This is a genomic window from Pseudoalteromonas sp. SG45-3 (assembly GCF_014164075.1).
Classification (GTDB): Bacteria; Pseudomonadota; Gammaproteobacteria; order Enterobacterales; family Alteromonadaceae; genus Pseudoalteromonas; species Pseudoalteromonas distincta.
Map to the genome: position 1 here is coordinate 293,468 of NZ_JACJEN010000001.1, position 23,668 is coordinate 317,135.

The window sequence follows — 23,668 nt, forward strand, 5'->3', positions numbered from 1 at the left end:
ATTTCTCTCTACACCTTGAACAAACACCTAAACATACCCATTAATTAAGCAATTAGATTATTTAATAGGTAACACCATGCGTTTAGATAGATTTACAAGTAAATTTCAATCTGCGCTTTCTGATGCGCAATCGCTAGCCCTTGGCCGCGACCATCAATTTATTGAACCCGTACATTTAATGTATTCATTACTGCAGCAAAGCGGCTCCAGTGTGCGCGCGTTATTTGCCCAAACGGGGGTCAGCGCAGATGAACTTAACACCAAGCTTTCTCAAGAAATAGAAAAACTATTTAAAGTAGAAGGCGTAGGTGGCGACGTGCAGCTATCAAATAATATGGCTTCACTTATTAACCTATGTGACAAGTATGCGCAAAAACGCAAAGACAAATACATTTCAAGTGAATTGTTTGTACTGGCAGCATGCGACGATAAAGGTCCACTTGGCGATATATTCAGATCGTTAAATATTACCTCGACTAAAATTGAAACTGCAATTAAAGCGATTCGCGGCGGTCAAAAAGTTGATGACCCAAATGCCGAAGAAACACGTCAAGCGCTTGAAAAGTACACAATTGATCTAACTGAGCGAGCAGAGCAAGGTAAGCTTGACCCTGTTATTGGTCGTGATGACGAAATTCGCCGCACGATTCAAGTACTACAACGGCGCACTAAAAATAACCCTGTATTAATCGGTGAACCAGGTGTTGGTAAAACAGCAATAGCAGAAGGTTTAGCACAGCGTATTATTAATGGTGAAGTACCCGAAGGATTAAAAAACAAACGTGTTTTATCGCTTGATTTAGGAGCACTAGTTGCGGGCGCTAAATATCGCGGTGAATTTGAAGAGCGTTTAAAATCAGTGCTAAACGAATTGGCTAAAGAAGAAGGCCAAGTTATTTTATTTATTGATGAAATACATACTATTGTGGGTGCAGGCAAAAGTGATGGCGCAATGGATGCGGGCAATATGCTAAAACCTGCTTTAGCACGCGGTGAATTACACTGTGTTGGCGCAACCACGCTTGATGAATACCGTAAATATATAGAAAAAGACGCAGCTCTTGAGCGTCGATTCCAAAAGGTACTTATTGAAGAGCCATCTGTTGAAGATACCATTGCAATATTACGTGGCTTAAAAGAGCGGTATGAGCTGCATCATTCAGTAGAAATAACGGATCCCGCGATAGTTGCTGCGGCGCAGTTATCTCACCGCTACATTAGCGATCGTCAGTTACCAGATAAAGCAATTGATTTAATTGACGAAGCGGGGTCTTCGATTCGATTACAAATTGATTCAAAACCAGAGTCGTTAGATAAGCTTGAACGTCGTATTATCCAATTAAAATTAGAAGATAATGCACTTGCTAAAGAAAAAGATGAGGCGAGTCAAAAACGTCGCACTGAAATGCAAGAGTTGATCACCGACCTTGATGGACAATATCGTGAACTAGACGAAATTTGGAATGCTGAAAAAGCATCGCTTCAAGGTACACAAGTAATTAAAGCCGAACTTGAACAAGCAAGATTAGATTTAGATGTAGCGCGAAGAGCAAGTGATTTACAGCGTATGTCAGAGCTGCAATATGGGCGAATTCCAGAGCTTGAACGAAAACTTGATTTAGCCTCACAAGCTGAAATGCATGAAATGACTCTGCTTAAGAACCAAGTAGGTGAGGATGAAATTGCTGAAATTTTATCTCGCTGGACAGGTATTCCTGTTGCAAGAATGCTACAAGGTGAGCGTGAAAAGCTGCTGCAAATGGAAGATAAGTTACACAGTAAAGTAATAGGGCAAGATGAAGCGGTCGTTGCTGTTGCTAACGCAATACGACGCTCACGTGCAGGACTTGCAGATCCTAATCGCCCAATTGGTTCTTTCTTGTTTTTAGGTCCAACAGGTGTGGGTAAAACCGAGCTTACAAAAGCACTGGCAGGTTTTATGTTTGATACCGAAGATGCCATGGTACGTATCGACATGTCTGAGTTTATGGAAAAGCACTCAGTTGCACGCCTAGTGGGCGCACCTCCAGGTTATGTGGGTTATGAAGAGGGCGGTTATTTAACAGAAGCTGTTCGTCGTAAACCTTACTCAGTTATATTGCTTGATGAAATAGAAAAAGCACACCCAGATGTGTTTAACATTTTACTGCAAGTGTTAGATGATGGCCGATTAACTGACGGACAAGGTAGAACCGTTGATTTTAAAAATACTGTTATTATCATGACATCAAATTTAGGCTCAGATATTATCCAAGAACAAGCGGGTAATAATGACTATACGACCCTTAAAGCTAAAGTAATGGAAGTATTGATTAATGAGTTTAGACCTGAGTTTATTAACCGTATTGACGAGACTGTTGTATTCCACCCGTTAGCAAACGAGCATATAAAAGAAATAGCCGATATTCAGTTAATGAAATTACGTGAGCGTTTAACAGAGATGGGGTATCTGCTTGAAATAAGCGATGCTGCACTTGAGCGAATTGCAGCAAGTGGGTTTGATCCTGTGTACGGTGCACGCCCGCTTAAGCGTGCTATTCAGCAAACGATTGAAAATCCGCTAGCACAAAAGCTACTTAATGGGGACTACATACCAGGTAGCGTGATTGTTATTGATGCAAATGACGACTCTTTGGTATTTACCAAACGCTGATTGTAAATAATTAAACTCTAAAGCCGCTAAAATAGCGGCTTTTTTATGTTTGTTAAACTTTAAAGGTTAGTAATAAATCATTCACTCTACGTGAGCCTTCAACAAGCTCAGCTGCACCTTTTGCCACATTAAAGCTTAAACTTAAGTTGTTATCGCCAAAGTCTTTAATTTGCGAAACATTATTACTAATCTCGTTACTAACCATTTGTTGCTCTTCTGCAGCGGATGATATTTGTATTGCCAAGTGAGATATTTCACTGATTTGGATAAAAATATCCTCTAATTCAACTTGGGTTTTATCGGTTGTCAAAACACAGTTATCGGCTTGTGCTTTAGTGCTTTGCATTACTTTGGACCAGCTAAATAAAGTGTCTTGTATTTCTTTAATAGAACTATGGATTTGTGTCGTAGCATTTTGAGTGCGTGACGAAAGAGTCCTTACCTCATCGGCGACTACAGCAAAGCCTCGACCATGTTCTCCCGCTCTAGCTGCTTCAATCGCTGCATTAAGAGCAAGTAAGTTAGTTTGATCGGCAATTCCTTCTATTTCACTCATTACCTTACCAATTTTATCTGCTTCAGAGGCTAAGCTGGTGGCTGTATTTGCAGCTTGTTCTACTTGAGAAGCTAAGTCAGATACCATTTTACTATTATCAGCAATGTGGTCTTTTATCTCTGAGCAACTTTGATGGGTGTTATTCACTTTATCCGCTGTTTGAGCGGTATTTACTGATATTTCACCAATGGTAGAACTCATTTGAGTCATCGCTGATGCAATTTGTTCTAAACGCTCACCTTGAGAAGAAATCCCTTTTTCGGTGAGTGTTGATTGTTTGTCTAAATCAGTCGCGATGCCATTAAAGCTTAATGTTGAGTCTTTCATACGGCCAAGAACTGTGCGCAATTTTGCACTTAGCATTTGCTCTCTATAATCACTTACGCTGTGCGGTGTATGGCCGCTGTAAATATAACGAGAGATTGAATCGGCTTTTGCTTTTTGTTCGCGTAATATTTTAGGGGTAACAATGAGTTCGTCATAATTTAGCACAATAACTAAAGCACAAATAAATAGGCTAATTGCAGCAATGGTGATTGATGCCGCAACAGCAATAAAAATCAGCCAAAATAATAGGCTTATAAAAGTAAGGCTTTGTCTTATTGTGGTGTGTTCTCGTAGTTTAAATAATGACTTGTTGGTATTTATTTTGTTGTAAAGTGTTTGTGCACGTTGCTTAAGTTGAGAGTTTGCTTTGGTTCTTACAGATTGATAACCAACAAGTCGGCCATGTTCAAAAATGGGGGTTACAAAGGCATCTACCCAGTAATAGCGGCCATCTTTACAGCGGTTTTTAACCATACCGCGCCACGAGTGTTCTTGTTTTAATGTTGCCCACATTTCTTTAAAGGCTGCTTTTGGCATATTAGGGTGGCGAACAATATTATGATGCTGACCGATAAGCTCTTGTGCGCTATATCCTGCTACAGCACAAAACGCTTGATTGACGTATGTTATTACACCTTTAAGATCAGTAGTGGAAACCAGCTCTTGTGATTCATCAAAGTATACTTCTTCATTTTTTAAGCTTTTATCATTGTGCATTGTATTTATTATCATCCTTTATTGTTGCAGTCATTATATTGCTTACACTCTACAAAGCAAAAAATAGCGTCCTTCCTTCTATGCTCATAAGACAAATAATTGTATTTATTGATCTAGATCAAGTTTAAATACCGGACAGCTAAATTGAACTGATTTTGCATAAGTTCCGGTCTATTACTTTAAGCTGATATTTTACTTATTTGATTTTAGTTAAATACGTATTTAAAGCATTTGTATAATGCACATAGCAATGGCAATATTACGACTTAATATAATGATGTTGGTCATATTAAGCGCATGTATAAAGTGGGGAAATAATTATTAAATTTGAAAGTTATATAGTTCTTAGCAATTTATACCAGTTGCATTAAATAAGTGATCTATTATAGCGCTAAGAAAATAGCACAATAGCACGTCGAAAATTATGAAATATAGTTGTTCTATATGAATAATTTTTAACGCAGTCAGTGCGCTATTTAATGCGATACAATGATCATATTTTCAATAAAAATTGGTATTAATCTTGAGTCTAAGTAATTAGTCCCCATAACCTTATGATTAAGCCACGTGGCCCGAGGAAAGATTTTTTGACAACACATGATTTAGCTAACGCACTTGAAGCGTTATCAGTAAATGAGCACCAACATGCAGTTAAAGGCATTAAACGTGGCATAGAGCGAGAGTCGCTAAGAATACAAGAGAATGGTGCTATATCACCTAAAGGTCATCCAAAAGGGGTGGGCAGTGCGTTAACTAATGGCCATATCACAACTGATTTTTCTGAATCTTTACTTGAATTTATTACTCCAGTTAGTGAGTCGTCAACGCAAACTCTTAAGCAATTAAAAGATCTTCAAAAGTTCACTCTAGAAAAGATGGACGATGAACTGCTTTGGCCTATTAGTATGCCATGCTTTATTGAACACCAAGATGATATTGTTTTAGCTCAATTTGGTAGTTCAAATACTGGTCAAATGAAAACACTATACCGTGAAGGATTAAAAAATCGTTACGGAAGTATGATGCAAGCAATTGCAGGTGTTCACTTTAATATTTCATTCCCAGATACGCTTTGGCAATCGCTTCATTCGTTACAACAAAGTAATGCAAGCCTTCAAGATTTTATTTCAGAAGGTTATTTAGCTCTTATTCGTAACTTTAAACGCGAACTATGGCTAATAAGTTATATGTTTGGCGCATCGCCAGCATTGTGTAACTCATTTTTACAAGGTCGAAAAACCGATTTACCATTTAAAAAACTAGGTAAAGGTACACTTTACTTAGAAGTTGGTACGGCACTGCGTTTAGGCAATTTAGGTTATACAAATAGCGCTCAGTCGTCACTACGCGTAATGTATAACTCGTTAGATGAATATGTAGCAGGCCTTAAAAAAGCAATCAACACACCATCAGAAATTTATGGTGATCTTGATGACTATAAGAGTGAAAACCCTAAGCAGTTAAATAAAAATATTCTGCAGATTGAAAACGAATTTTACTCGCCAATTCGTCCTAAGCGTAATGCTAAAAGTGGCGAAACGCCAACGGATGCACTGCTTCGAGCAGGCATTGAATACGTAGAAATTCGCGCATTAGACGTTAATCCGTTTAGCGAAGTTGGTATTGATATTGAGCAAATTCACTTTTTAGATGTGTTTTTAACGTATTGTTTATTAAAAGATTCAGCTCCAATGGATTGGAAAGAACAAGCACGCAGTACTGAAAATCTCGACACAGTAGTCAATCAAGGTCGAGAAGAAGGGCTAATGCTTAACTTTAATAACACACAGCGTAGTCTTCAGTCGTGGGGCGATGAAATATTTACCCAGCTCACTGATGTCGCTAAATGGATGGATAATGCTTATGGTGTTAATTATTACTCCGATACTATAAAGCGCATGGCAACGTGGGTGCATAATCCAGAGCTTACTTATTCTGGACGTTACGTGTCGCAATTAAAAGAGTCTGGTTTAGACAACGGTCACTTTGCACTAGCACTGGCTAATAAATACAAACAAAGCCACGCAGACACTGATTACAGTGAGTTTTTAAAGCCTTGGCTGGAACAACAAGTTGTAGAGTCTAACGAAGCACAAACTGCAATTGAGCAAGCAGATACTCAGTCATTTACCGCCTTTTTAGATGCGTATTTTGGCGGTAAATAATCTTAATACTTAGTAAAATTTAAGCAAAAAAACGCAGCCTAAGTAGGCTGCGTAAATATATATTCAGGGATGAACTAATGCTGTACTGCTGCATTCATTGAGTCAGACCCACACTTTTTAGAAAAGTTCTGTGAGATCTTAGAAAAATGAAAAAAAATGCAATTATTTTATCTCTTGCCATTACTTTAGCTGGTTGTGCTACAGCCCCTCCAAAACAACCTAACGATCTATGTAAAATCTTTGAAGAAAAACCTGATTGGTATTTTGACGCAAAAGATGCGCAAGAAAAATGGGGTTCTCCTAAGCATGTACTCATGAGTATGATGTACCAGGAAAGCTCATTTAAGCATGATGCCGCTCCGCCTATGGAGTACTTCTTATGGATAATTCCAACCGGTCGCGCAAGTGATGCTTATGGTTACTCACAGGCTAAAACACCAACATGGTCAGATTATATTCGTGAAACAGGCAACAATGGTGCTGATAGAGACGACTTTGACGATGCAATCGACTTTATGGCGTGGTTTGTTTATAAAACGCATAAAGTAAATAAAATCTCTAAATGGGATGCTTACGCACAATACCTTAATTATCATGAAGGTTGGGGTGGCTATAAGCGTGGCACATATAAAAAGAAAAAGTGGTTAATGGGTGTAGCAAATAAAGTTAAACACAGAGCGAGCCGTTATGGCGCGCAATTAAAGCGCTGTGAAGACGAGCTTGATAAAGGTTGGTTTGAACGTCTTATATTTGGCTAGAGAGTTATTAATGGATATAAAAAAGGAGCCAATCGGCTCCTTTTATACTTAGCGAGAACGCTTATTAGGCTGAATCTTCACCTGTTTTATCATATTCTCTTTTACTTCAAGTACTTCAATAGGGTAGCCCGCAATACGTAGACTAATATTTGCATCGGGAATATCTTCTAAGTATTCAACAATTAAACCACTCAAAGTTTTTGGGCCGTCTAGTGGGAAATCCCAACCCATCTCTTTATTTAAATCGCGTACGTTAGCGCCGCCATCTACAATACAAGAGCCATCTGTTTGTGTTTCTACTTCTTCGCTTGGCGTACGAGTTTGTGTAGTTGTAAAATCGCCAACAACTTCTTCTAAAATATCTTCAAGCGTTACTAAACCTTGAATATCGCCATACTCGTCTACTACTAAGCCAATACGCTCTTTAGACTGCTGAAACTTTAACAGCTGAGTGTTAAGTGATGTTCCCTCTGGGATAAAGTAAATTTCGCGTACAGCACGCAGCAACGATGGTTTATCAAATTGCTCTTTTGTAAGTAGACGAAGTGCATCTCGAGAGTGAATAAAACCTACTGCGTCATCTATATTGTCGCGATACAACAACACGCGAGTATGTTGTGCATGGGTAAGCTGGCGACTAATTAGTTTCCAATCATCATTAATATCAATAGCCACAATTTCGTTACGTGGGATCATGATATCTTCAACGGTTACTTGCTCTAAATCTAAAATTGAGGTCAGCATACTTTGATGGCGAGCAGGGATAAGTGCGCCTGACTCATTGAGCACTGTTTTTAATTCTTCTTTGCTCATGCTGTGCTCGTCGATTTGAGCGGCACTAATACCAAATAATCGCAATATCCCGTTGGTCATCCAGTTAACGATAACAACAAAAGGAAAAAGAATTTTTAGTAACCCTTTAAGTATTATTGAGCTTGGAAAAGCAACTTTTTCAGGATAGAGGGCAGCAAGAGTTTTAGGTGTTACTTCGGCAAATATAAGCACGACTAAAGTTAACACACCCGTAGCGATAGCAATACCAAGGTCACCGTAAAGGCGAATACCTATAATGGTAGCAACTTGAGCTGCAGCTATATTGACAAGATTATTGCCAATTAAGATTAAACCGATGAGCCTATCTGGACGGCTAAGTAATTTACTGACTCGTTTAGCTGCACGATGATCCTCTTTAGCGAGGTGTCGCAGGCGTATACGATTGATTGACATAATTCCGGTTTCTGAACCAGAAAAATAAGCAGAAAAAAGCACCAAAAAACCTAAAATGATAAATAGGGTACTTGTCGATATGTCGTCCAACGATGGATCCTTTTCTTATAAATCAATGCGTATTAAGCTAGAGTGAGCAAGCAGAGTCAAGTTAAAACTTATTTAGTATCACTTCTTGTATGAAACGGCTGCCAAAATATGCGAGTGTGAGGACAAATGCAGCGACCATGATCGTAATAACCACAGGTTTACCGCGCCAACCCTTTTTCATATGCCCGATGGCTACAATGGCAAAAATAGCCCACGCAACTAACGACAATATCGTTTTATGAATGAACTCTTTAGCAAACATCCCATCAAGAAATACAAACCCCGAGAGTAATGCGAACGTGAGTAATATGGTGCCTAAATTAAGGAGTTGGTAAAGCTGGCGCTCAACAACCATCAAAGGCGGAAGGTGACTATGCACAATTGCTAAATCTTTACGTTTTAAACGTTTATCAATAAAGTAGAACTGTACACCATATAAAGTAGCAATAATTAAAATACAGTAGGCCAATAGGGATAAGGAAATGTGTGTTACTAAGCCAACCTCAATATTAATGCTTTGCAGTAAAATATGATGAGGAATAAATAAACTGGCAATTGTAAGTAAAGCACCAAAACCATAAACAACGGGCAATAGTAAAGTGGCGGGGAACTTTAGCGACACAGCTGTTACTGAAACTACAATAACCCAGCATGTTAAAAGGGAGACGTTTACAATACTTAGGTCTTGACCGTCGGACCTAAAAACAGAGTTAACTAACAGCAGCATATGCGCCACTATAGCAACCGTGCTCAATATGACGGTTACCTTTTGGCTAGGGCCTTGTTGATGAAACAGGCGTGAGAGCACGTGAGACGTTGCTAACACATAAAATAAACTGGCAATAATAGTTAAACTAATAATCAGCATTGTGCTTGGGCCACTTAATTTGAGACAAAATAATCCTTGTTGTTATATAGCCATTGTATTTTATAGCAAAGCAAATGCATAGACCTTAAAAAAAGAAACTCAACAAGGTGCACTTGAACACTGTATTGTAAGACGCCATATACGGTATACTACTTTTAATTGAAACTTAATAAGTCAATCCTGGTTAATTGAAAATCAAACTAACCGTAAAATTTAAATGGATTGATATAAACGTCTTATCGGAACCGTTACATGTTTGAGAACCTCCAAGAACGATTAGGTAAAACCTTAAAAAATATCAGTGGCCGTGGCCGTCTGACTGAAGACAACATAAAAGACACACTTCGCGAAGTGCGTATGGCATTTTTAGAAGCCGATGTGGCACTGCCTGTTGTTCGCGAGTTTGTAAAACAAGTTAAAGAACGTGCAGTTGGGGTTGAAGTTACAAAAAGCTTAAGCCCAGGCCAAGTATTTATAAAAATAGTGCGTGAAGAACTAGAAAAAGCAATGGGTGAGGCCAATGAAGAGCTAAGCCTAAATGCACAACCGCCAGCCGTTGTTATGGTAGCGGGTCTGCAAGGTGCGGGTAAAACCACCAGTGTAGCTAAGCTTGCTAAGTTTTTAAAAGAACGCAAAAAGAAATCAGTGCTTGTAGTAAGTGCCGATGTTTATCGCCCTGCTGCGATTAAACAGCTAGAAACGCTTGCTACAGAAGTTGACGTTGATTTCTTTCCAAGTGATATTTCGCAAAAGCCAGTGGATATTGCAAACGCTGCAATTTCTCATGCTAAAAAGAAATTTATAGATGTAGTACTTGTTGATACCGCAGGTCGTTTACATGTTGACAGCAACATGATGGACGAGATTAAAGATCTTCACAAAGCAATCAACCCAATTGAAACTTTATTCGTTGTTGATGCAATGACGGGTCAAGATGCGGCAAATACAGCTAAAGCATTTGACGAAGCCCTGCCACTAACCGGTGTAATATTAACAAAAACCGATGGTGATGCACGTGGTGGTGCTGCTTTATCTATTCGTCATATCACAGGCAAACCAATTAAATTTATGGGTGTGGGTGAGCGTACTGACGCACTTGAGCCTTTTCATCCAGACCGTATAGCGTCGCGTATTTTAGGTATGGGTGATGTACTTTCATTAATCGAAGAAGTCGAAATGAAAGTAGATAAAGAGCAAGCTGCCAAAGTTGCTGAAAAAGTATTTAAAGGTGCCGGTTTTACCCTTGACGACTTTGCTGATCAATTAAAGCAAATGAAAAATATGGGTGGCATGATGTCGATGCTTGATAAGCTCCCTGGTATGTCTAACTTACCAGATGCTGTTAAAGGCCAAATGGGTGACAAAACATTTATCCAAATGGAAGCTATTATTAGCTCAATGACTAAAAAAGAGCGCGCACGTCCAGAAATCATTAAAGGTTCGCGTAAAAAACGCATAGCTGCTGGCTCTGGTACACAAGTACAAGAGATTAATAAGTTGCTTAAGCAGTTTACGCAAATGCAAAAAATGATGAAAAAGATGAAAGGTAAAGGCGGCATGACTAAAATGATGCGTGGTATGAAAGGCATGTTACCACCTGGGATGATGGGTGGCGGTGGTCCTAAGTTTTAAAAAATACTTTTGAGTTATTTTTTAAAATAATAGCGAATCATATTTAAAGGAGCAAATAGCTCCTTTTTTGTTGAATAAATTATGCATGTAATACACCTTTAACCCTAATTTGTCGTTGAGATCACGGTTTAACCTACTAAACTGTCTTTTTGCTTCACTTCTTACTTGCGTTATTGCCAAAAACTCGTACAATTCCCCAGCTCCCCATTCTGGGGAGTAAATCTTATTAATGAAAACAGTCAATCTTTATAGAGGACGGTATGGTAACTATTCGTTTGCAACGTGGTGGCGCTAAAAAACGCCCTTTCTATCAAATTGTGGTTGCGGATAGCCGTTTCTCGCGTGACGGTCGCTTCATCGAGAAAGTAGGCTTTTTTAACCCAATTGCTTCAGGTCAAGAAGAAAAAATTCGTTTAGATTTACCACGTGTTGAACACTGGGTAGGTCAGGGCGCATCTCTTTCAGATCGCGTAGCTAAGTTAGTAAAAGACGCTCGTAAAGCGGCTTAATAGGCGTAAGTGTAACCATGAGTCAAGAGAACACCTCATCAATAATTGTCGTAGGAAAGCTCGGTGCCCCATATGGTATAAAGGGCTGGCTTAAGGTACATTCATTTACTGATGATCCCGTAGGGATCTTCGATTTCAGCCCGTGGTTGATAGGGCAGCAAGGTAAATGGCAGTCCTTAGAAGTGGTCGACTGGCGTCGCCACAACAAAGGCTTTATCGCTAAATTTGCGCAGATAAACGACCGAGACGAAGCAATGGCTTATACCCATGCTGAAATCTCAATGGATGCAGCGCATTTACCAGAACTTCCGCAAGGTGAGTTCTATTGGCGAGATCTCATTGGCATGTCTGTTGTAACCGATAAAGGTTATAGCTTAGGCATTGTTGATGACCTTATGGAGACAGGGTCAAATGACGTACTAGTTGTGAAAGCAAACAGTAAAGACGCATTTGGTCAAGCTGAACGTTTGATTCCTTTTTTAACTGATTCAGTTATTAAAGAAGTTAAATACGACGCAAGAGAAATTACCGTAGATTGGGATCCAGGGTTTTAATGACGCAAACTAGTTCATTATGGGTAGGGGTGATAAGCCTTTTTCCAGACATGTTTGACGCTATTACAGACCAAGGTGTTACCGGTCGCGCAGTAAAAAATGGTTTAATTGATTTTAACTGTTGGAGTCCGCGAGACTACGCTTTAGATAAGCATAGAACCGTAGATGACCGTCCTTACGGGGGCGGACCAGGTATGTTAATGATGGTTGAGCCATTAAAAAAAGCGATTGCCGAAGCTAAAAAAGCAGCTGGTGATGGCGCTAAAGTAATTTATATGTCCCCGCAAGGGCGCAAACTTGATCAGCAGGGCGCTAGCGAACTCGCTAACTCTAATAAACTGATTTTGATTGCCGGTCGCTATGAAGGTATAGATGAGAGAATAATAGAATCATATGTTGACGAAGAATGGTCAATTGGTGATTTTATTTTGAGTGGTGGTGAACTACCTGCCATGACATTAATTGACGCAGTAGCGCGATTAGTGCCAGGTGTGTTAGGTCATAACCAGTCAGCAGAACAAGATTCGTTTTCGGATGGCTTGTTAGATTGTCCACACTATACACGACCAGAAACATTGGACGACAAACAGGTTCCTGCTGTATTACTCAGTGGAAACCACCAAGAGATAGCAAAGTGGCGGCTTAAGCAGTCATTAGGTAGAACTTGGTTACGACGTCCTGACTTGTTGCATAACCTAGCTCTGACTGAGGAGCAAGCGGTATTACTCGCAGAATTTCAGCAAGAGTACCAAAAAGCTTGTGGCTAGAAGACAGTTACACCTAGGAAAGTGAGAAACATAATGGCAAAAGTAAACCAAAATATTATTAAAGCGCTTGAAGATGAGCAGCTTAAAACAGACGTACCTGCATTTGGCCCTGGTGATACAGTGGTTGTACAGGTAAAAGTAAAAGAAGGTGCTAAAGAGCGTCTACAGGCCTTTGAAGGTGTTGTAATCGCTAAGCGTAATCGTGGTCTTCACTCAGCATTCACAGTTCGTAAAATTTCGAACGGTGAAGGTGTTGAGCGTGTATTCCAAACGCACAGCCCTCTTATTGATAGCGTAGCAGTTAAGCGTCGCGGTGCAGTTCGCCGTGCTAAGCTTTACTACCTACGTGAGCGTTCTGGTAAATCTGCACGTATTAGAGAAAAACTTAACTAATACGCGCTGTTTATCAACGCAAAAAAACGGGTTGCATCCTTCGGGTTGCAACCCGCTTTGGTTTTAGAATATTATTATCTCAATTCTCAATTTTCACTTCTCAATTATCAATTCTTATTTCCTTATTAGTAAAATTTAAGCTTTAGCCTTTTATCAATTAGCTGATCCTGTTAGTATTTATCGTATTGATTAGTTTACTTTTATGTAAATTTATATTTACGTTATTTGTTTTTTAAGGTGGTATGAACGTGGCTGACATAAGTGATTTAGCACAGCTGAGAGAAGGTATAGATGAATGCGACGCACAACTTGTTGCCTTACTTGCTAAACGTAATGGTATTACGCAAAAAATTGGTGAGATAAAACAACAAACAGGCGCGCCTTTGCATGCACCTAATCGTGAAGCAGAGCTATTAGCGGCAAGAAGACAAGAAGCAATAAATCAAAATGTAAGCCCCGATCTAGTTGAAGATATACTAAGACGCATGATGCGAGAAGCCTATCAAAACCAACAAGCAAAACTTGCATGTGCAGCGCCAGAGCTTTCGCCAATTGTTATTGTAGGTGGTCAAGGTGCTATGGGGCAGCTATTTGCTCAGCAGTTTATTCGCTCAGGTTACGAAGTTAAAGTTTTAGATAAAGATCAGCAAAACGATGCGCAAAATATTTTAAAAGGTGCCAAGCTGGTAATGATTAGCGTACCAATTAATGCATTGGACGCAGTAGTTGCTAAGTTACCTAAACTAGATGATGACTGTTTACTAGTTGATATTACATCGGTAAAGCAATCGCCTATTAAAGCACTAAAAGCTGCGCACAGTGGCCCTGTGGTTGGTTTGCATCCTATGTTTGGCCCTGACATATCACATTGGGTAAAACAAACGGTCGTTGTATGTGAAGGGCGAGAGCACCAAGCGGCAAAAGGCTTGTTACAGCAGTTACAAGTATGGGGTTGTCAGCTTGTTGAGCTTGATGCTAAAAAGCACGACGAAGCAATGCAAATTATTCAGGTAATGCGCCATTTAACAACATTTGTGTACGGACAGTTTTTAGCAAAACAAAGTCATACACTAGAAGAGTTACGTAGTTGCTCGTCACCCATTTATCAATTAGAGCTGATGATGGTAGGGCGTTTATTTGCGCAGTCGCCGGAGTTGTACTCAGATATTATGTTAGCGCAATTCGATGATGTAGAGAGCCTGCTCGCACAGTACCAAGACACTTTTGCAAGTACATTGAAAAAATTAAAAGCAGGAGATAAAGCAGCGCTTATTGATTCTTTTGCGCAGGCGAAAGTTTACTTTTCTGACTCAACAGAGCACTTTTTAACACAAAGCCGAAGCTTATTAAATAAAGCGAATGATTCAAAAGTTTTAGACTAATACTTGTCACTTTTTACTAAAAAGGGCCGATATCGGCCCTTTTTATTTTATGGAAGTGTGTATTAGGTATTAACGCTTACTGCCTGTAATGACTCGCTTTGATAGCAGCCTAAAATACGCACATATTGGGTGTGCTCTTTAAGCTCTTCTAGTGCTTCTTTTACTTGGCTATCAGCTAAGTTTGCTTCAAGATCTACATAAAATACTTCTTCCCACGGATTACCCGGAGTTGGGCGCGACTCAAGTTTTACTAAATTAATCTTATGCTGCTTAAAAATCATCAACGCATCGGCTAGTGAGCCCGCTTGCTGTTTTGTCGACATGATTAAACTAGTTTTAGTTGGAATTTGGTTAGACACTTGCAGAGGTTTACGCGCAACAACAATAAAGCGGCTATGGTTTTCGCTTTGATTAGCAAGGTTTGATTTGATGACTTCAAGGCCGACATTTTTTCCTGCTTGGGCAGAGCCAATTGCAGCACTATTTGGTGTGTTTAGAGCTGATTGTAATGCGCTTGATGTAGAGTCACATGTTTCGTGTTGTAAATCACCTAAGCCCTGTAAAAAACGGCTGCACTGTGCAAATGGTTGTGGATGTGCAAATACTTTTGTTAGTTGGCTAAGTTCAGTATCAGGGTTTGCGAGTAAGCAATGCTCTACACTGTGAGTGACCTCTCCAACAATAGAGACTTGTGCGTGCTGTAATAAGTCAAATACTTCGTTAATGCTACCAGAGCTTGTGTTTTCAATCGGTAATAAACCAAAATCAGCTTGGCCGTTTTCTACTTTACCTGTTATTTCGTCAAACGATGTACAGCCAATTTCAATTAATTTACCAGGGCGGCGACTAAAGTATTTATGACATGCAAGCTGGCTATAAGAACCCTGACCACCTAAGTAAGTTACACGGTGTGTTTCACTCAGTGCATCTGGATTAAGGTTTTTTTGTAACATTGCTTGTTGGTGTAAAACTGAATCTTCCAAAATAGTTTGAAACACATTATTTACGTAGTAAGCATCTAAACCCAGTGACTTACCATAACCAATTAATTTTTCTAGAAGCGCGAGTTCACGTGCTTCATCGCGAATTGGCTTGTTGTTGGCTATTTTATATTCAACCACACCGTGGCTAATGCGACGGCGTTTAGCTAATAACACGAGTAAGTCGGAGTCTATTTCATTTATATCGTGTCTTAGTGCATTTAATACATCATTTGTCATTTTGGTATCCTCATTCCAAAAGTAGGCTGCTATTACACAGCAAAAACAAAAAAGCCTCCCGGTTGGGAGGCTTTACTATTCGATTGATTTTATCTCACAAACAGGGAAGCCTCTTCTATATAAAGAAGCTAAAAAACGAAATAAATGTGCGAGAGATAAATATGTTCATACGGTTAATGTATGGAGAGTTGCCAACAATGTCAATAAAGATCTAAATAAGCTTAGGGTACTATTTATTTACCTTAGGTGATTATTATAGAAACTTTACAAATAATTTATAAATATGAATGCGGATCTGGTATATTTCGTTAACTGGTTCAAATAATAACAATTATTAATAATTAAGGTTGACCCGTGGTTTACAGACGGCCTCCATCTCGTTTTGGATTGAATTCTTTAAGTGTAAAACTTTCACTGCTTATATCTGCTATTTGTTTAATAGCAGGGGTATGTGCGGCTGCCTTAATGCTTAAATCTGAAGAGAAACAACTTGTTTTTGAAGAACATGAGGTGTTAAAAAGCTCTACAGATTTATTAGTGAAGCAGTTTAATGAGCGTATTAAAACAAAAATAAATATTGCTCAGCAAGCTAATAACGTAGTGACAGAGCAGCTTTTTCAATCTAATTCACCAATTAATTTAGGTAATAAATCACAGTTACAGTTTAATAGCGATGGTACCATTCGAAGTGCCTCGGCTGACGGATTATCAGCAGCATTTTTACCACAGCAAAATTACTCTCCTTTTTATAAACGCCTATTTAATGATTCTGAAATGTTATGGCGTATAATTTCTCCGACTCTGGTACATGACTTTTTTAACTTTTATTTAATTACCGATGACGATTTCATTCGTGTTTCTCCTCCAAACTGGGCATTAAATGCACCAGCCGAGTTTAGAGTTACGCAAGGTACAACGTATAAATATATTAAAAGTATGTTGGGGTCAGAGCGAGAGCCTGCATGGTCAAAAGTTTATTACGATACAGTATGGCGAAAGTGGGTTATTAGCTTACTAGTGCCGGTGTATGTTGATAACGAGTTTTTAGGTGTAACGGGAAGCGATATTTCCCTTAATAAACTTATTTCATTTTTACCTGTTGGCGATAAAGAAAAACACTTACTTGTATTTGATAGTAAAGGGCAATTGTTAGCCCATCCCAATCTAAACCCTGCATTATTAGCTGACTACGGTAGTGACAATAAAGCACTCGCTACTAACGAATTTGTAAACCCAGAACTGCAGTCAATTATTGACGATGCAATTGCGGTGAAGTTACCAGAATACGCCAATTCATTTGAACAAAATGATGAAGCTCACATTATTAATATCCGTAAAATTGATGATTTAGATTGGTACATAGGGGTTTATAAAAAACGTTCATCAACGTTATCTGCGTTACAAGATTTAAAACTGAAGTTTTTTGGACTCTTTATTTTATACGCAATATTAGTTGCCTTATTGCTGCATCAGGCGCTTTATCAACTAGTGCTTCGGCGTTTACATACTTTAGTTTATGCAGTAACAAGCTTTGGTAAAGGTCAGCTAACAACAGAGTTTCCGCCAGAAAACAAAGATGAGATTGGTACCCTTAATGGCTCATTTAGAGACATGACGGTAGAAATCCGCAAACTTATTGATGGTTTAAACCAAAGAATTACAGAAAAAGAAATTGCTGAAAAAGCAGCTAATCGTTTATCTAAAGCGGTCGCGTTCTCGGGCACTGGGGTTGTGATCACCGATGAAAATTTTGTCATTGAGTACGTAAACCCCAAAATGCTCGAAATGACAGGCTATCCAGAAAGCCATTTTAATAGAGCACCATTACTTAATATTATTGCCTCAGAAATGTCTATTTTAATTGAAGATATAGACATAGATTTACGCAGCCGTAATTACTGGCGCGGGGACACATTAATAGCTGGTTTAAACAAAGAGCCAATTTGGGTGTCTTTAAGTGTTTCGCCAATTCGTGAAGAGGGCGGTGAAATAACCAGTTATGTAGCATCAGCACAAGATATTTCGTTTGTAAAAGAAAGCCAGCGTAAAATGGAACAACTGGCTTACTTTGACACCCTTACGGGACTTGCCAACAGAACGTTTTTTAGAATGCAATTGCGTAAATCAATGGCATTAGCAGAGCGCGGGCATTATGCATTTGCTTTGTTTTACTTTGACTTAGACGAATTTAAGCGTATTAACGACACATTAGGGCACGATGCTGGCGATCAATTATTAATTGAAGTGGCAAACAGACTTAAAAAACGTTTACGAGCCGAGGACACCATAGCGCGCTTAGGTGGTGATGAATTTGCAGTGTTGCTTAGTGGTATAGAAAGCCAAGCTCACGCGGCTGATGTTGCCAATACAATTCAAAAAACACTGAACGTGCCTATAAAACTAGGTAGCAATGAAGTTATTGTCAGTGCAAGTATTGGTATAACTATGGCTCCTTACGATAGCTTAGAGGAAGATCAGTTACTCAAACATGCTGATTTGGCAATGTATGAGGCAAAAGCAAAAGGACGTAATACCTTCCACTTTTATAGCCAAGAATTAAACGCGGCCGCAAATGAGCGTTTATTTATCGAAAATGAGTTACGTATAGGGCTCAAAGAAAAGCAATTTGTAGTTTACTACCAACCTCAAGTTGATAGCCGTACTCATCAGGTCGTTGGTTATGAAGCGTTATTAAGATGGTTCCACCCAACTGAAGGCGCAATCCCTCCAGATAAATTTATTCCTATTGCAGAAGCGACAGGCCTTATAGTTGAATTAGGTGAATGGGTGCTTCAAGAGTCTTGTGATTTTGCCGTAAGATTGGCAGAACAAGGTCTAGAAAATAATATATCGATAAACTTATCGGCCCGCCAGTTTAAAGACTCAAGCTTAGTTACAACACTGAGCAAAATGATAATTAAGTCGGGTGTTTCAGCAAAGCGCCTTCATTTAGAGCTGACCGAAAGCATGCTAATGGGTAATGTAGAGGCAGCCATTACACAATTGCACGAGCTTAAAGCATTAGGTATATCTATTTCTATTGATGACTTTGGTACAGGTTATTCGTCGCTCAGTTACTTAAAACGGTTCCCGGTTGATATATTGAAAATTGACCGTTCATTTGTAAAAGATATCCCAGAGGATACAAATGATATGGAAATCACTGCAGCTATTATTGCCATGGCGCAAAAGTTAAAGCTAGACGTGGTCGCAGAAGGGGTTGAGACAATAGAGCAGATGCAGTTTTTACAAAATAATAATTGCTTCATTGTGCAAGGCTATTATTTTAGTAAGCCAATTGCTGAGCACGAACTACCGAATTTGTATGAAAGGTTAAATGAACTCGCAAATAGCGAAGTAACTAGTTAATAAAATTGCGGGTTAACCACCCGCAATTTTAACTTTAAATTTTAACGCTTCTAAAATGCCTTTTAGTTTATCTCGGTCATCACCTTGTACTTCAATAATGCCTTCTTTTACTGCGCCGCCTTGGCCCATTTTGCTTTTTATAGTTTTAGCTAACTTTTTTAAATCATGATCTTTTGGATCAATGCCAACAACTAGCATTACGCCTTTGCCTTTACGCCCTTTTGTTTGACGCTCAATGCGAATAAAACCATCTTTAAAAAGTTTAGCGTGCAACTCTTTTTCTGGTTTCGGCTGGTCAATGCGACCCGTACTAGTTGAATATACTAAGTGACTATCACTCATACCTTACCTTTGTGGATAAAAATGAATTAAATACTGGTGTAAATGATAGCAAATTTGAAGTTGTGTGTTTTTCTTTTTGCTAAATACTTTTAACAGGTTATATTTAGTTCAAAGGAAATATTATTGGAGTTTAATATGAGTTTAACTAAGAATGAATCAGTCGATGGCACTACATTAACAATACAAATTAAAGGTAAGTTTGATTTTAATTTAGTGCAATCGTTTCGCCAAGCTTATGCTCAAATGAGCGAAAAAACAGTAAAGGTTATTATCGATTTAAGAGAGACTGATTATATGGATAGTTCAGCACTTGGCATGTTACTTAACATGAAAAAAACCATTGATAGCCAAGTACAAACCATCGAAATAAGTAATTGCCAGCCTCAGCTTAGAAAAATCCTACAAATTTCACGTTTTGATAAAAAGTTTGATATTAGCTAATGATACATGTGTTGATTGTTGACGATCAGGCGCTCAATCGCATTTTACTAAGTAAAATGCTTGAGCAGGAAGGTTACAAAATTTCAGTGGCTTACAATGGGCTAGATGCACTTAATGTACTTAAAAGAGAGCAAATAGACATTGTTTTACTCGATGTATTAATGCCCGTAATGGATGGTTTTGAAGCAGCTGAAAAAATAAAGCAGCAGTATAGTGAAGTTTACTTACCGATTATTTTTATAACCTCCTTAGAAGATCAAGCAAGTTTTGAGCGGTGCCTCGCGTTAGGTGGCGATGACTTTATTCATAAACCATTTGAAAAAGTTATTTTGCATGCAAAAATTAAAGCACATAGCCGCACCAGAGAGCTAAGTAAAAAATCGAATCAACAAAAAAAACTGCTTGAATATCATCACAATCAAATTGAACGTGAACACGAAATAATTGAGCATATTTTTAATAACTCATTAGAGAATCAAGGCAAGTTTAAAGAGTACCTCGATTTTAATTTATCGCCGGCGTCTATGTTTAACGGCGATATGTTTTTAGTGGCGCAAAGTCCAATAGGCAATCTGTATTGCATGTTGGGAGACTTTACAGGGCACGGCTTAGCGGCAGCTATTGGTGCATTACCTATCTCTCGTGTTTTTTATACTATGGTACAAAAAGGCATGGCGATTAATGACATTGCCTGTGAGCTAAATACACTGCTTTACAATCTCCTACCTGGACACATGTTTTGTGCTGCAACCATTATAGAGCTTAGTGCATCCGGTAAAAGTATTTCTGCATGGATGGGCGGCCTGCCAGATGCGTACCTAATAGATAAAGACGGTAATGTAAAACAAACATTAGAGTCGCAACATATGGCGCTGGGGATTTTAGACGATCAAGAATTTGAATATGAAGTTATTCACTTTGAAACAAATAGTAATACACGCCTAGTATTAGCAACCGACGGTATTATAGAAACAGCAAACAAAGAAGATACATTTTTTGGGGAAGAGCGTTTTTTACAAACCTTAAAAAGTAAATCGATGATTAGTAGCGAAGATATAGTGGCTGACGTTACTAAGTTTGCAGATGGCACTAAACAGCAAGACGATTTAAGCATTGTTTTACTAAATTGCCTGCCTTTAGTTCCTGAGGAGCAAGAGCGAGAAGCATTCTCTACTTTAGCGTTTAATTTATCTTTGAGTTTAAACTCAGAACAAATAAAAAAAACAGACCCCGTTTACGACGTTGTTAATATTTTAAGCAGTGTTGGGGGGCTAAATGCCCATCGTTCTAATATATTTTTACTGTTGTCTGAGGCTTATAACAATGCGCTTGATCATGGTGTACTAGGGCTTAACTCAGAGATTAAAAAACAAGAAGACGGCTTTTTTCGATATTACGAATTAAGAGAGGCAGCTCTTGCTAAACTTACAGATGCGATGATTATTATTGATATGCGCTATTGCCCCGACACGCTCAGTTTATATTTCATTATTTGTGATTCAGGCCGAGGGTTTAGTAGTAAGCACGATGAGTTGGCAAAGGTTAATAATGAATTTGGTAGAGGGGTGTCTTTACTAGAAGAAATAGCCGAAAAAGTAACTTATAACGCCAGCGGTAACCAAGTTGAAATGTGCTACAAGTTGAGCTAGCTCTGCAAAAATATCCATGCTATTATTCTCGAAACTTTAGATGTATGGATGGCCAAATGATTTCTTCTTACCTAAAACAAGCACAACTAAGTGCTAATCCAGCTTTGATTTCAACAGAGCTTGAAAAGCTTGAGCTACATTTAGCAAACACAGCTTTGCCTAATGTATGTTGGGAGTATCAAATACCTGAGCTTGGCGAGGGCGGTGCGTGTAGTTTATTTGGTTACCTACAAGATGAGCCATTCAAATTAACTGATTATCTTGAAAATGATGAGCAAACCCAGTTCAAGCTAGCTAATTTACAAAGTATTGTGAGCTACATTGAGCAACAAACAAGTGTTGATTGGTATGGTATTTATCAATCAACTAATACTAGTGAAGGTAAGCAACTATTAAAATTGGCTTATCATGGTGCACCTAGTCGTCCGTTGTTCCCTTTAACGCAAGCATTTGCGGCAGGTAGTAATAACGTGCAGGTTGCGCTATCTCACAAGGGCCGTATTATTAATAACGTTGAAGAGTACTTATCACAAGGTGGTGAATACTACACATGCGATCCTAAAGTTAAATCAGAAACCTGCTTACCTTTATTTAATACACAAAATGAATGTGTTGGTATTGTAGATGCTGAAGCCTTTAAAAATGATTTTTTTGATGAAAAGACGCTTGCCGTTTTAATTGCATGTTGTATTAAAATTCCTCACTTTCTAGTGTAAATAACGCTAGTCAACATGATGTGCTTTTATGTTAAGCTTAGCTTAACAGCTAACCCCTAAATAACGATAAGAGATAGCCAATGTTCTCAGTATTAAAACCATTACCAACAGATCCTATTCTTGGCCTTATGGCGGCCTATAAACAAGATACAAACCCTAATAAAATTGATTTAGGTGTAGGTGTCTACAAAGATGAGCAAGGCAATACACCGGTTCTTAAAGCGGTTAAAAAAGCTGAAGCGTTTCGTCTTGAAAACGAAATGAGCAAATCTTACATTGGTTTAGCGGGTAACTTAGATTACTGCCAAAAGATGGAGCAGTTACTACTAGGCGAACATCAAGCATTGCTAGCAAATCGCGTACGTACTGCACAAGCGCCAGGTGGTACAGGCGCACTTCGCGTTGCAGCTGAATTTATTAAGCGTTGCAATGCAGATGCAACAGTATGGGTAACTAACCCAACATGGGCAAACCATATTAGCTTGTTTGAAGCTGCAGGCTTAACAGTAAAAGAATACCCGTATTACGATTACGAAAATAAAGACTTACTGTTTGATGAAATGATCAATACACTTAAACAAGTGTCTAAAGGTGATGTAGTTTTAGTGCATGCATGTTGTCATAACCCAAGCGGTATGGACTTAAACGAAACACAGTGGAACACAGTTGCCGAACTTGCAAAAGAAGTTGGCTTTACACCACTTGTTGATATTGCATACCAAGGCTTTGGTGCTTCACTTGAAGAAGATGCACGTGGCTTACGTATTTTAGCTGATGCAGTAGAAGAGCTAATTATTTGTTCTTCATGTTCTAAAAACTTTGGCTTATACCGCGAGCGTATTGGTGCATGTTCACTAATTGCAAAAGATAGCGCAACAGCAGATATTTCAAACTCTGTAATGCTAAGCGTTGTACGTAGTATTTACTCAATGCCGCCAGCGCATGGTGCTGATATTGTTAATACTATTTTAAGCAGTGCAGAGCTTACACAATTATGGCACTCAGAGCTTGATGAAATGCGTAGCCGCATAAATGGCTTACGTAGCTTAATTAAAGAAAGCTTAGCAACTAAAGATATTGCGCAAGACTTCTCATTTATTGAACGCCAAAACGGTATGTTTTCTTTCTTAGGTATTAATAAAGAGCAAATTGCTCGCCTACAAAAAGAATATGGTATTTATATTGTTGGTTCTAGCCGCGTAAATGTTGCAGGTGTTAGCCAGTCAAATATTGAATACTTTTCAAATGCTGTAGCTGACGTTTGTAAATAAACGCAGTTAATATAAAAAACCGCACATCTAATGATGTGCGGTTTTTTATTATCTAAATTAAA

19 protein-coding genes and 1 other annotated feature are annotated in these 23,668 nt (G+C 38.7%); of the genes, 14 read left to right on the plus strand and 5 right to left on the minus strand.

Going from position 1 to position 23,668, the window contains the following annotated elements; genetic code table 11:
* Nucleotides 1–76 precede the first annotated feature (76 nt).
* Nucleotides 77–2,653: an ATP-dependent chaperone ClpB gene (clpB, locus tag H5126_RS01285; protein ID WP_182712593.1), complete on the plus strand. Its 2,577-nt coding sequence runs from the start codon at nucleotides 77–79 to the stop codon at nucleotides 2,651–2,653.
* A 52-nt stretch (nucleotides 2,654–2,705) separates the two neighbouring features.
* Here the strand turns inward: clpB and H5126_RS01290 are convergent, their stop codons facing one another.
* Complete coding sequence (locus H5126_RS01290) at nucleotides 2,706–4,253, minus strand: methyl-accepting chemotaxis protein (RefSeq protein ID WP_182720527.1); 1,548 nt, start codon at nucleotides 4,251–4,253, stop codon at nucleotides 2,706–2,708.
* A gap of 587 nt (nucleotides 4,254–4,840) precedes the next feature.
* Between H5126_RS01290 and gshA the strand changes: the two genes are divergently transcribed.
* Together gshA and H5126_RS01300 are read left to right on the plus strand one after the other, a co-directional pair.
* The gene (gshA, locus tag H5126_RS01295; protein ID WP_182720526.1) at nucleotides 4,841–6,418 is read left to right on the plus strand and encodes a glutamate--cysteine ligase; all 1,578 of its coding nucleotides are present in this window, start codon (nucleotides 4,841–4,843) and stop codon (nucleotides 6,416–6,418) included.
* Nucleotides 6,419–6,564: 146 nt separating this feature from the next.
* The gene (locus H5126_RS01300) at nucleotides 6,565–7,176 is read left to right on the plus strand and encodes a transglycosylase SLT domain-containing protein (RefSeq protein WP_002962200.1); all 612 of its coding nucleotides are present in this window, start codon (nucleotides 6,565–6,567) and stop codon (nucleotides 7,174–7,176) included.
* A 48-nt stretch (nucleotides 7,177–7,224) separates the two neighbouring features.
* Here H5126_RS01300 and H5126_RS01305 read toward each other — a convergent pair whose 3' ends face one another.
* Both H5126_RS01305 and H5126_RS01310 read right to left on the minus strand, forming a co-directional pair.
* Nucleotides 7,225–8,493, minus strand: coding sequence for an HlyC/CorC family transporter (locus H5126_RS01305; RefSeq protein ID WP_002962198.1), 1,269 nt, complete (start codon nucleotides 8,491–8,493; stop codon nucleotides 7,225–7,227).
* A 61-nt stretch (nucleotides 8,494–8,554) separates the two neighbouring features.
* Nucleotides 8,555–9,361 (minus strand): inner membrane protein YpjD, encoded by an 807-nt coding sequence (locus H5126_RS01310; RefSeq protein WP_002962197.1) that lies wholly within the window; start codon nucleotides 9,359–9,361, stop codon nucleotides 8,555–8,557.
* A 252-nt stretch (nucleotides 9,362–9,613) separates the two neighbouring features.
* Between H5126_RS01310 and ffh the strand changes: the two genes are divergently transcribed.
* The 6 genes from ffh to tyrA all read left to right on the plus strand — a co-directional run bounded on the left by ffh (nucleotide 9,614) and on the right by tyrA (nucleotide 14,598).
* A complete protein-coding gene (gene ffh / locus H5126_RS01315) occupies nucleotides 9,614–10,993 on the plus strand; it encodes a signal recognition particle protein (RefSeq protein WP_002962194.1) in 1,380 nt (459 codons plus the stop codon).
* Between the two features lie 260 nt (nucleotides 10,994–11,253).
* The gene (gene rpsP, locus H5126_RS01320) at nucleotides 11,254–11,502 is read left to right on the plus strand and encodes a 30S ribosomal protein S16 (protein WP_002962192.1); all 249 of its coding nucleotides are present in this window, start codon (nucleotides 11,254–11,256) and stop codon (nucleotides 11,500–11,502) included.
* A gap of 17 nt (nucleotides 11,503–11,519) precedes the next feature.
* The gene (gene rimM, locus H5126_RS01325; protein WP_024596584.1) at nucleotides 11,520–12,056 is read left to right on the plus strand and encodes a ribosome maturation factor RimM; all 537 of its coding nucleotides are present in this window, start codon (nucleotides 11,520–11,522) and stop codon (nucleotides 12,054–12,056) included.
* On the plus strand, nucleotides 12,056–12,823 hold the full coding sequence (gene trmD / locus H5126_RS01330; RefSeq protein ID WP_182720525.1) for a tRNA (guanosine(37)-N1)-methyltransferase TrmD: 768 nt from the start codon (nucleotides 12,056–12,058) through the stop codon (nucleotides 12,821–12,823). Before rimM ends, trmD begins: the two co-directional genes overlap by 1 nt.
* Before the next feature lie 33 nt (nucleotides 12,824–12,856).
* On the plus strand, nucleotides 12,857–13,216 hold the full coding sequence (gene rplS / locus H5126_RS01335; protein WP_002962189.1) for a 50S ribosomal protein L19: 360 nt from the start codon (nucleotides 12,857–12,859) through the stop codon (nucleotides 13,214–13,216).
* A gap of 248 nt (nucleotides 13,217–13,464) precedes the next feature.
* Entirely contained in the window at nucleotides 13,465–14,598 is a 1,134-nt protein-coding gene (tyrA, locus tag H5126_RS01340; RefSeq protein WP_182721456.1) for a bifunctional chorismate mutase/prephenate dehydrogenase, read from the plus strand.
* A gap of 62 nt (nucleotides 14,599–14,660) precedes the next feature.
* Here tyrA and H5126_RS01345 read toward each other — a convergent pair whose 3' ends face one another.
* Nucleotides 14,661–15,818 (minus strand): chorismate mutase, encoded by a 1,158-nt coding sequence (locus H5126_RS01345; protein ID WP_002962945.1) that lies wholly within the window; start codon nucleotides 15,816–15,818, stop codon nucleotides 14,661–14,663.
* Nucleotides 15,819–15,862: 44 nt separating this feature from the next.
* Nucleotides 15,863–15,985 (minus strand) — a sequence feature (Phe leader region).
* A 187-nt stretch (nucleotides 15,986–16,172) separates the two neighbouring features.
* Between H5126_RS01345 and H5126_RS01350 the strand changes: the two genes are divergently transcribed.
* On the plus strand, nucleotides 16,173–19,187 hold the full coding sequence (locus tag H5126_RS01350) for an EAL domain-containing protein (RefSeq protein ID WP_182712752.1): 3,015 nt from the start codon (nucleotides 16,173–16,175) through the stop codon (nucleotides 19,185–19,187).
* A 12-nt stretch (nucleotides 19,188–19,199) separates the two neighbouring features.
* Here H5126_RS01350 and H5126_RS01355 read toward each other — a convergent pair whose 3' ends face one another.
* Nucleotides 19,200–19,529, minus strand: a complete 330-nt coding sequence (locus H5126_RS01355; protein WP_002962947.1) for a translation initiation factor — start codon at nucleotides 19,527–19,529, stop codon at nucleotides 19,200–19,202.
* A 135-nt stretch (nucleotides 19,530–19,664) separates the two neighbouring features.
* On the opposite strand from H5126_RS01355, the gene H5126_RS01360 reads away from it, so the two are divergent.
* The 4 genes from H5126_RS01360 (at nucleotide 19,665) to H5126_RS01375 (ending at nucleotide 23,606) form a co-directional block, all read left to right on the plus strand.
* On the plus strand, nucleotides 19,665–19,970 hold the full coding sequence (locus H5126_RS01360; RefSeq protein WP_149602997.1) for an STAS domain-containing protein: 306 nt from the start codon (nucleotides 19,665–19,667) through the stop codon (nucleotides 19,968–19,970).
* The gene (locus tag H5126_RS01365) at nucleotides 19,970–21,619 is read left to right on the plus strand and encodes a SpoIIE family protein phosphatase (RefSeq protein WP_182712753.1); all 1,650 of its coding nucleotides are present in this window, start codon (nucleotides 19,970–19,972) and stop codon (nucleotides 21,617–21,619) included. Before H5126_RS01360 ends, H5126_RS01365 begins: the two co-directional genes overlap by 1 nt.
* 56 nt (nucleotides 21,620–21,675) lie before the next feature.
* Nucleotides 21,676–22,335 carry a GAF domain-containing protein gene (locus H5126_RS01370; protein WP_182721455.1) on the plus strand — a complete coding sequence of 220 codons (660 nt, stop codon included), beginning with the start codon at nucleotides 21,676–21,678 and terminating at the stop codon, nucleotides 22,333–22,335.
* An 80-nt stretch (nucleotides 22,336–22,415) separates the two neighbouring features.
* Nucleotides 22,416–23,606, plus strand: a complete 1,191-nt coding sequence (locus H5126_RS01375; protein WP_182721454.1) for an amino acid aminotransferase — start codon at nucleotides 22,416–22,418, stop codon at nucleotides 23,604–23,606.
* Nucleotides 23,607–23,668: the final 62 nt, after the last annotated feature.

Coding starts and splice junctions, on each gene's coding strand:
- clpB (WP_182712593.1), top strand. CDS start 77: ATGCGTTTAGATAGATTTACAAGTAAATTTCAATCTGCGCTTTCTGAT.
- H5126_RS01290 (WP_182720527.1), bottom strand. CDS start 4,253: ATGCACAATGATAAAAGCTTAAAAAATGAAGAAGTATACTTTGATGAA.
- H5126_RS01300 (WP_002962200.1), top strand. CDS start 6,565: ATGAAAAAAAATGCAATTATTTTATCTCTTGCCATTACTTTAGCTGGT.
- H5126_RS01310 (WP_002962197.1), bottom strand. CDS start 9,361: ATGCTGATTATTAGTTTAACTATTATTGCCAGTTTATTTTATGTGTTA.
- ffh (WP_002962194.1), top strand. CDS start 9,614: ATGTTTGAGAACCTCCAAGAACGATTAGGTAAAACCTTAAAAAATATC.
- rpsP (WP_002962192.1), top strand. CDS start 11,254: ATGGTAACTATTCGTTTGCAACGTGGTGGCGCTAAAAAACGCCCTTTC.
- rimM (WP_024596584.1), top strand. CDS start 11,520: ATGAGTCAAGAGAACACCTCATCAATAATTGTCGTAGGAAAGCTCGGT.
- trmD (WP_182720525.1), top strand. CDS start 12,056: ATGACGCAAACTAGTTCATTATGGGTAGGGGTGATAAGCCTTTTTCCA.
- rplS (WP_002962189.1), top strand. CDS start 12,857: ATGGCAAAAGTAAACCAAAATATTATTAAAGCGCTTGAAGATGAGCAG.
- H5126_RS01345 (WP_002962945.1), bottom strand. CDS start 15,818: ATGACAAATGATGTATTAAATGCACTAAGACACGATATAAATGAAATA.
- H5126_RS01355 (WP_002962947.1), bottom strand. CDS start 19,529: ATGAGTGATAGTCACTTAGTATATTCAACTAGTACGGGTCGCATTGAC.
- H5126_RS01360 (WP_149602997.1), top strand. CDS start 19,665: ATGAGTTTAACTAAGAATGAATCAGTCGATGGCACTACATTAACAATA.
- H5126_RS01365 (WP_182712753.1), top strand. CDS start 19,970: ATGATACATGTGTTGATTGTTGACGATCAGGCGCTCAATCGCATTTTA.
- H5126_RS01370 (WP_182721455.1), top strand. CDS start 21,676: ATGATTTCTTCTTACCTAAAACAAGCACAACTAAGTGCTAATCCAGCT.
- H5126_RS01375 (WP_182721454.1), top strand. CDS start 22,416: ATGTTCTCAGTATTAAAACCATTACCAACAGATCCTATTCTTGGCCTT.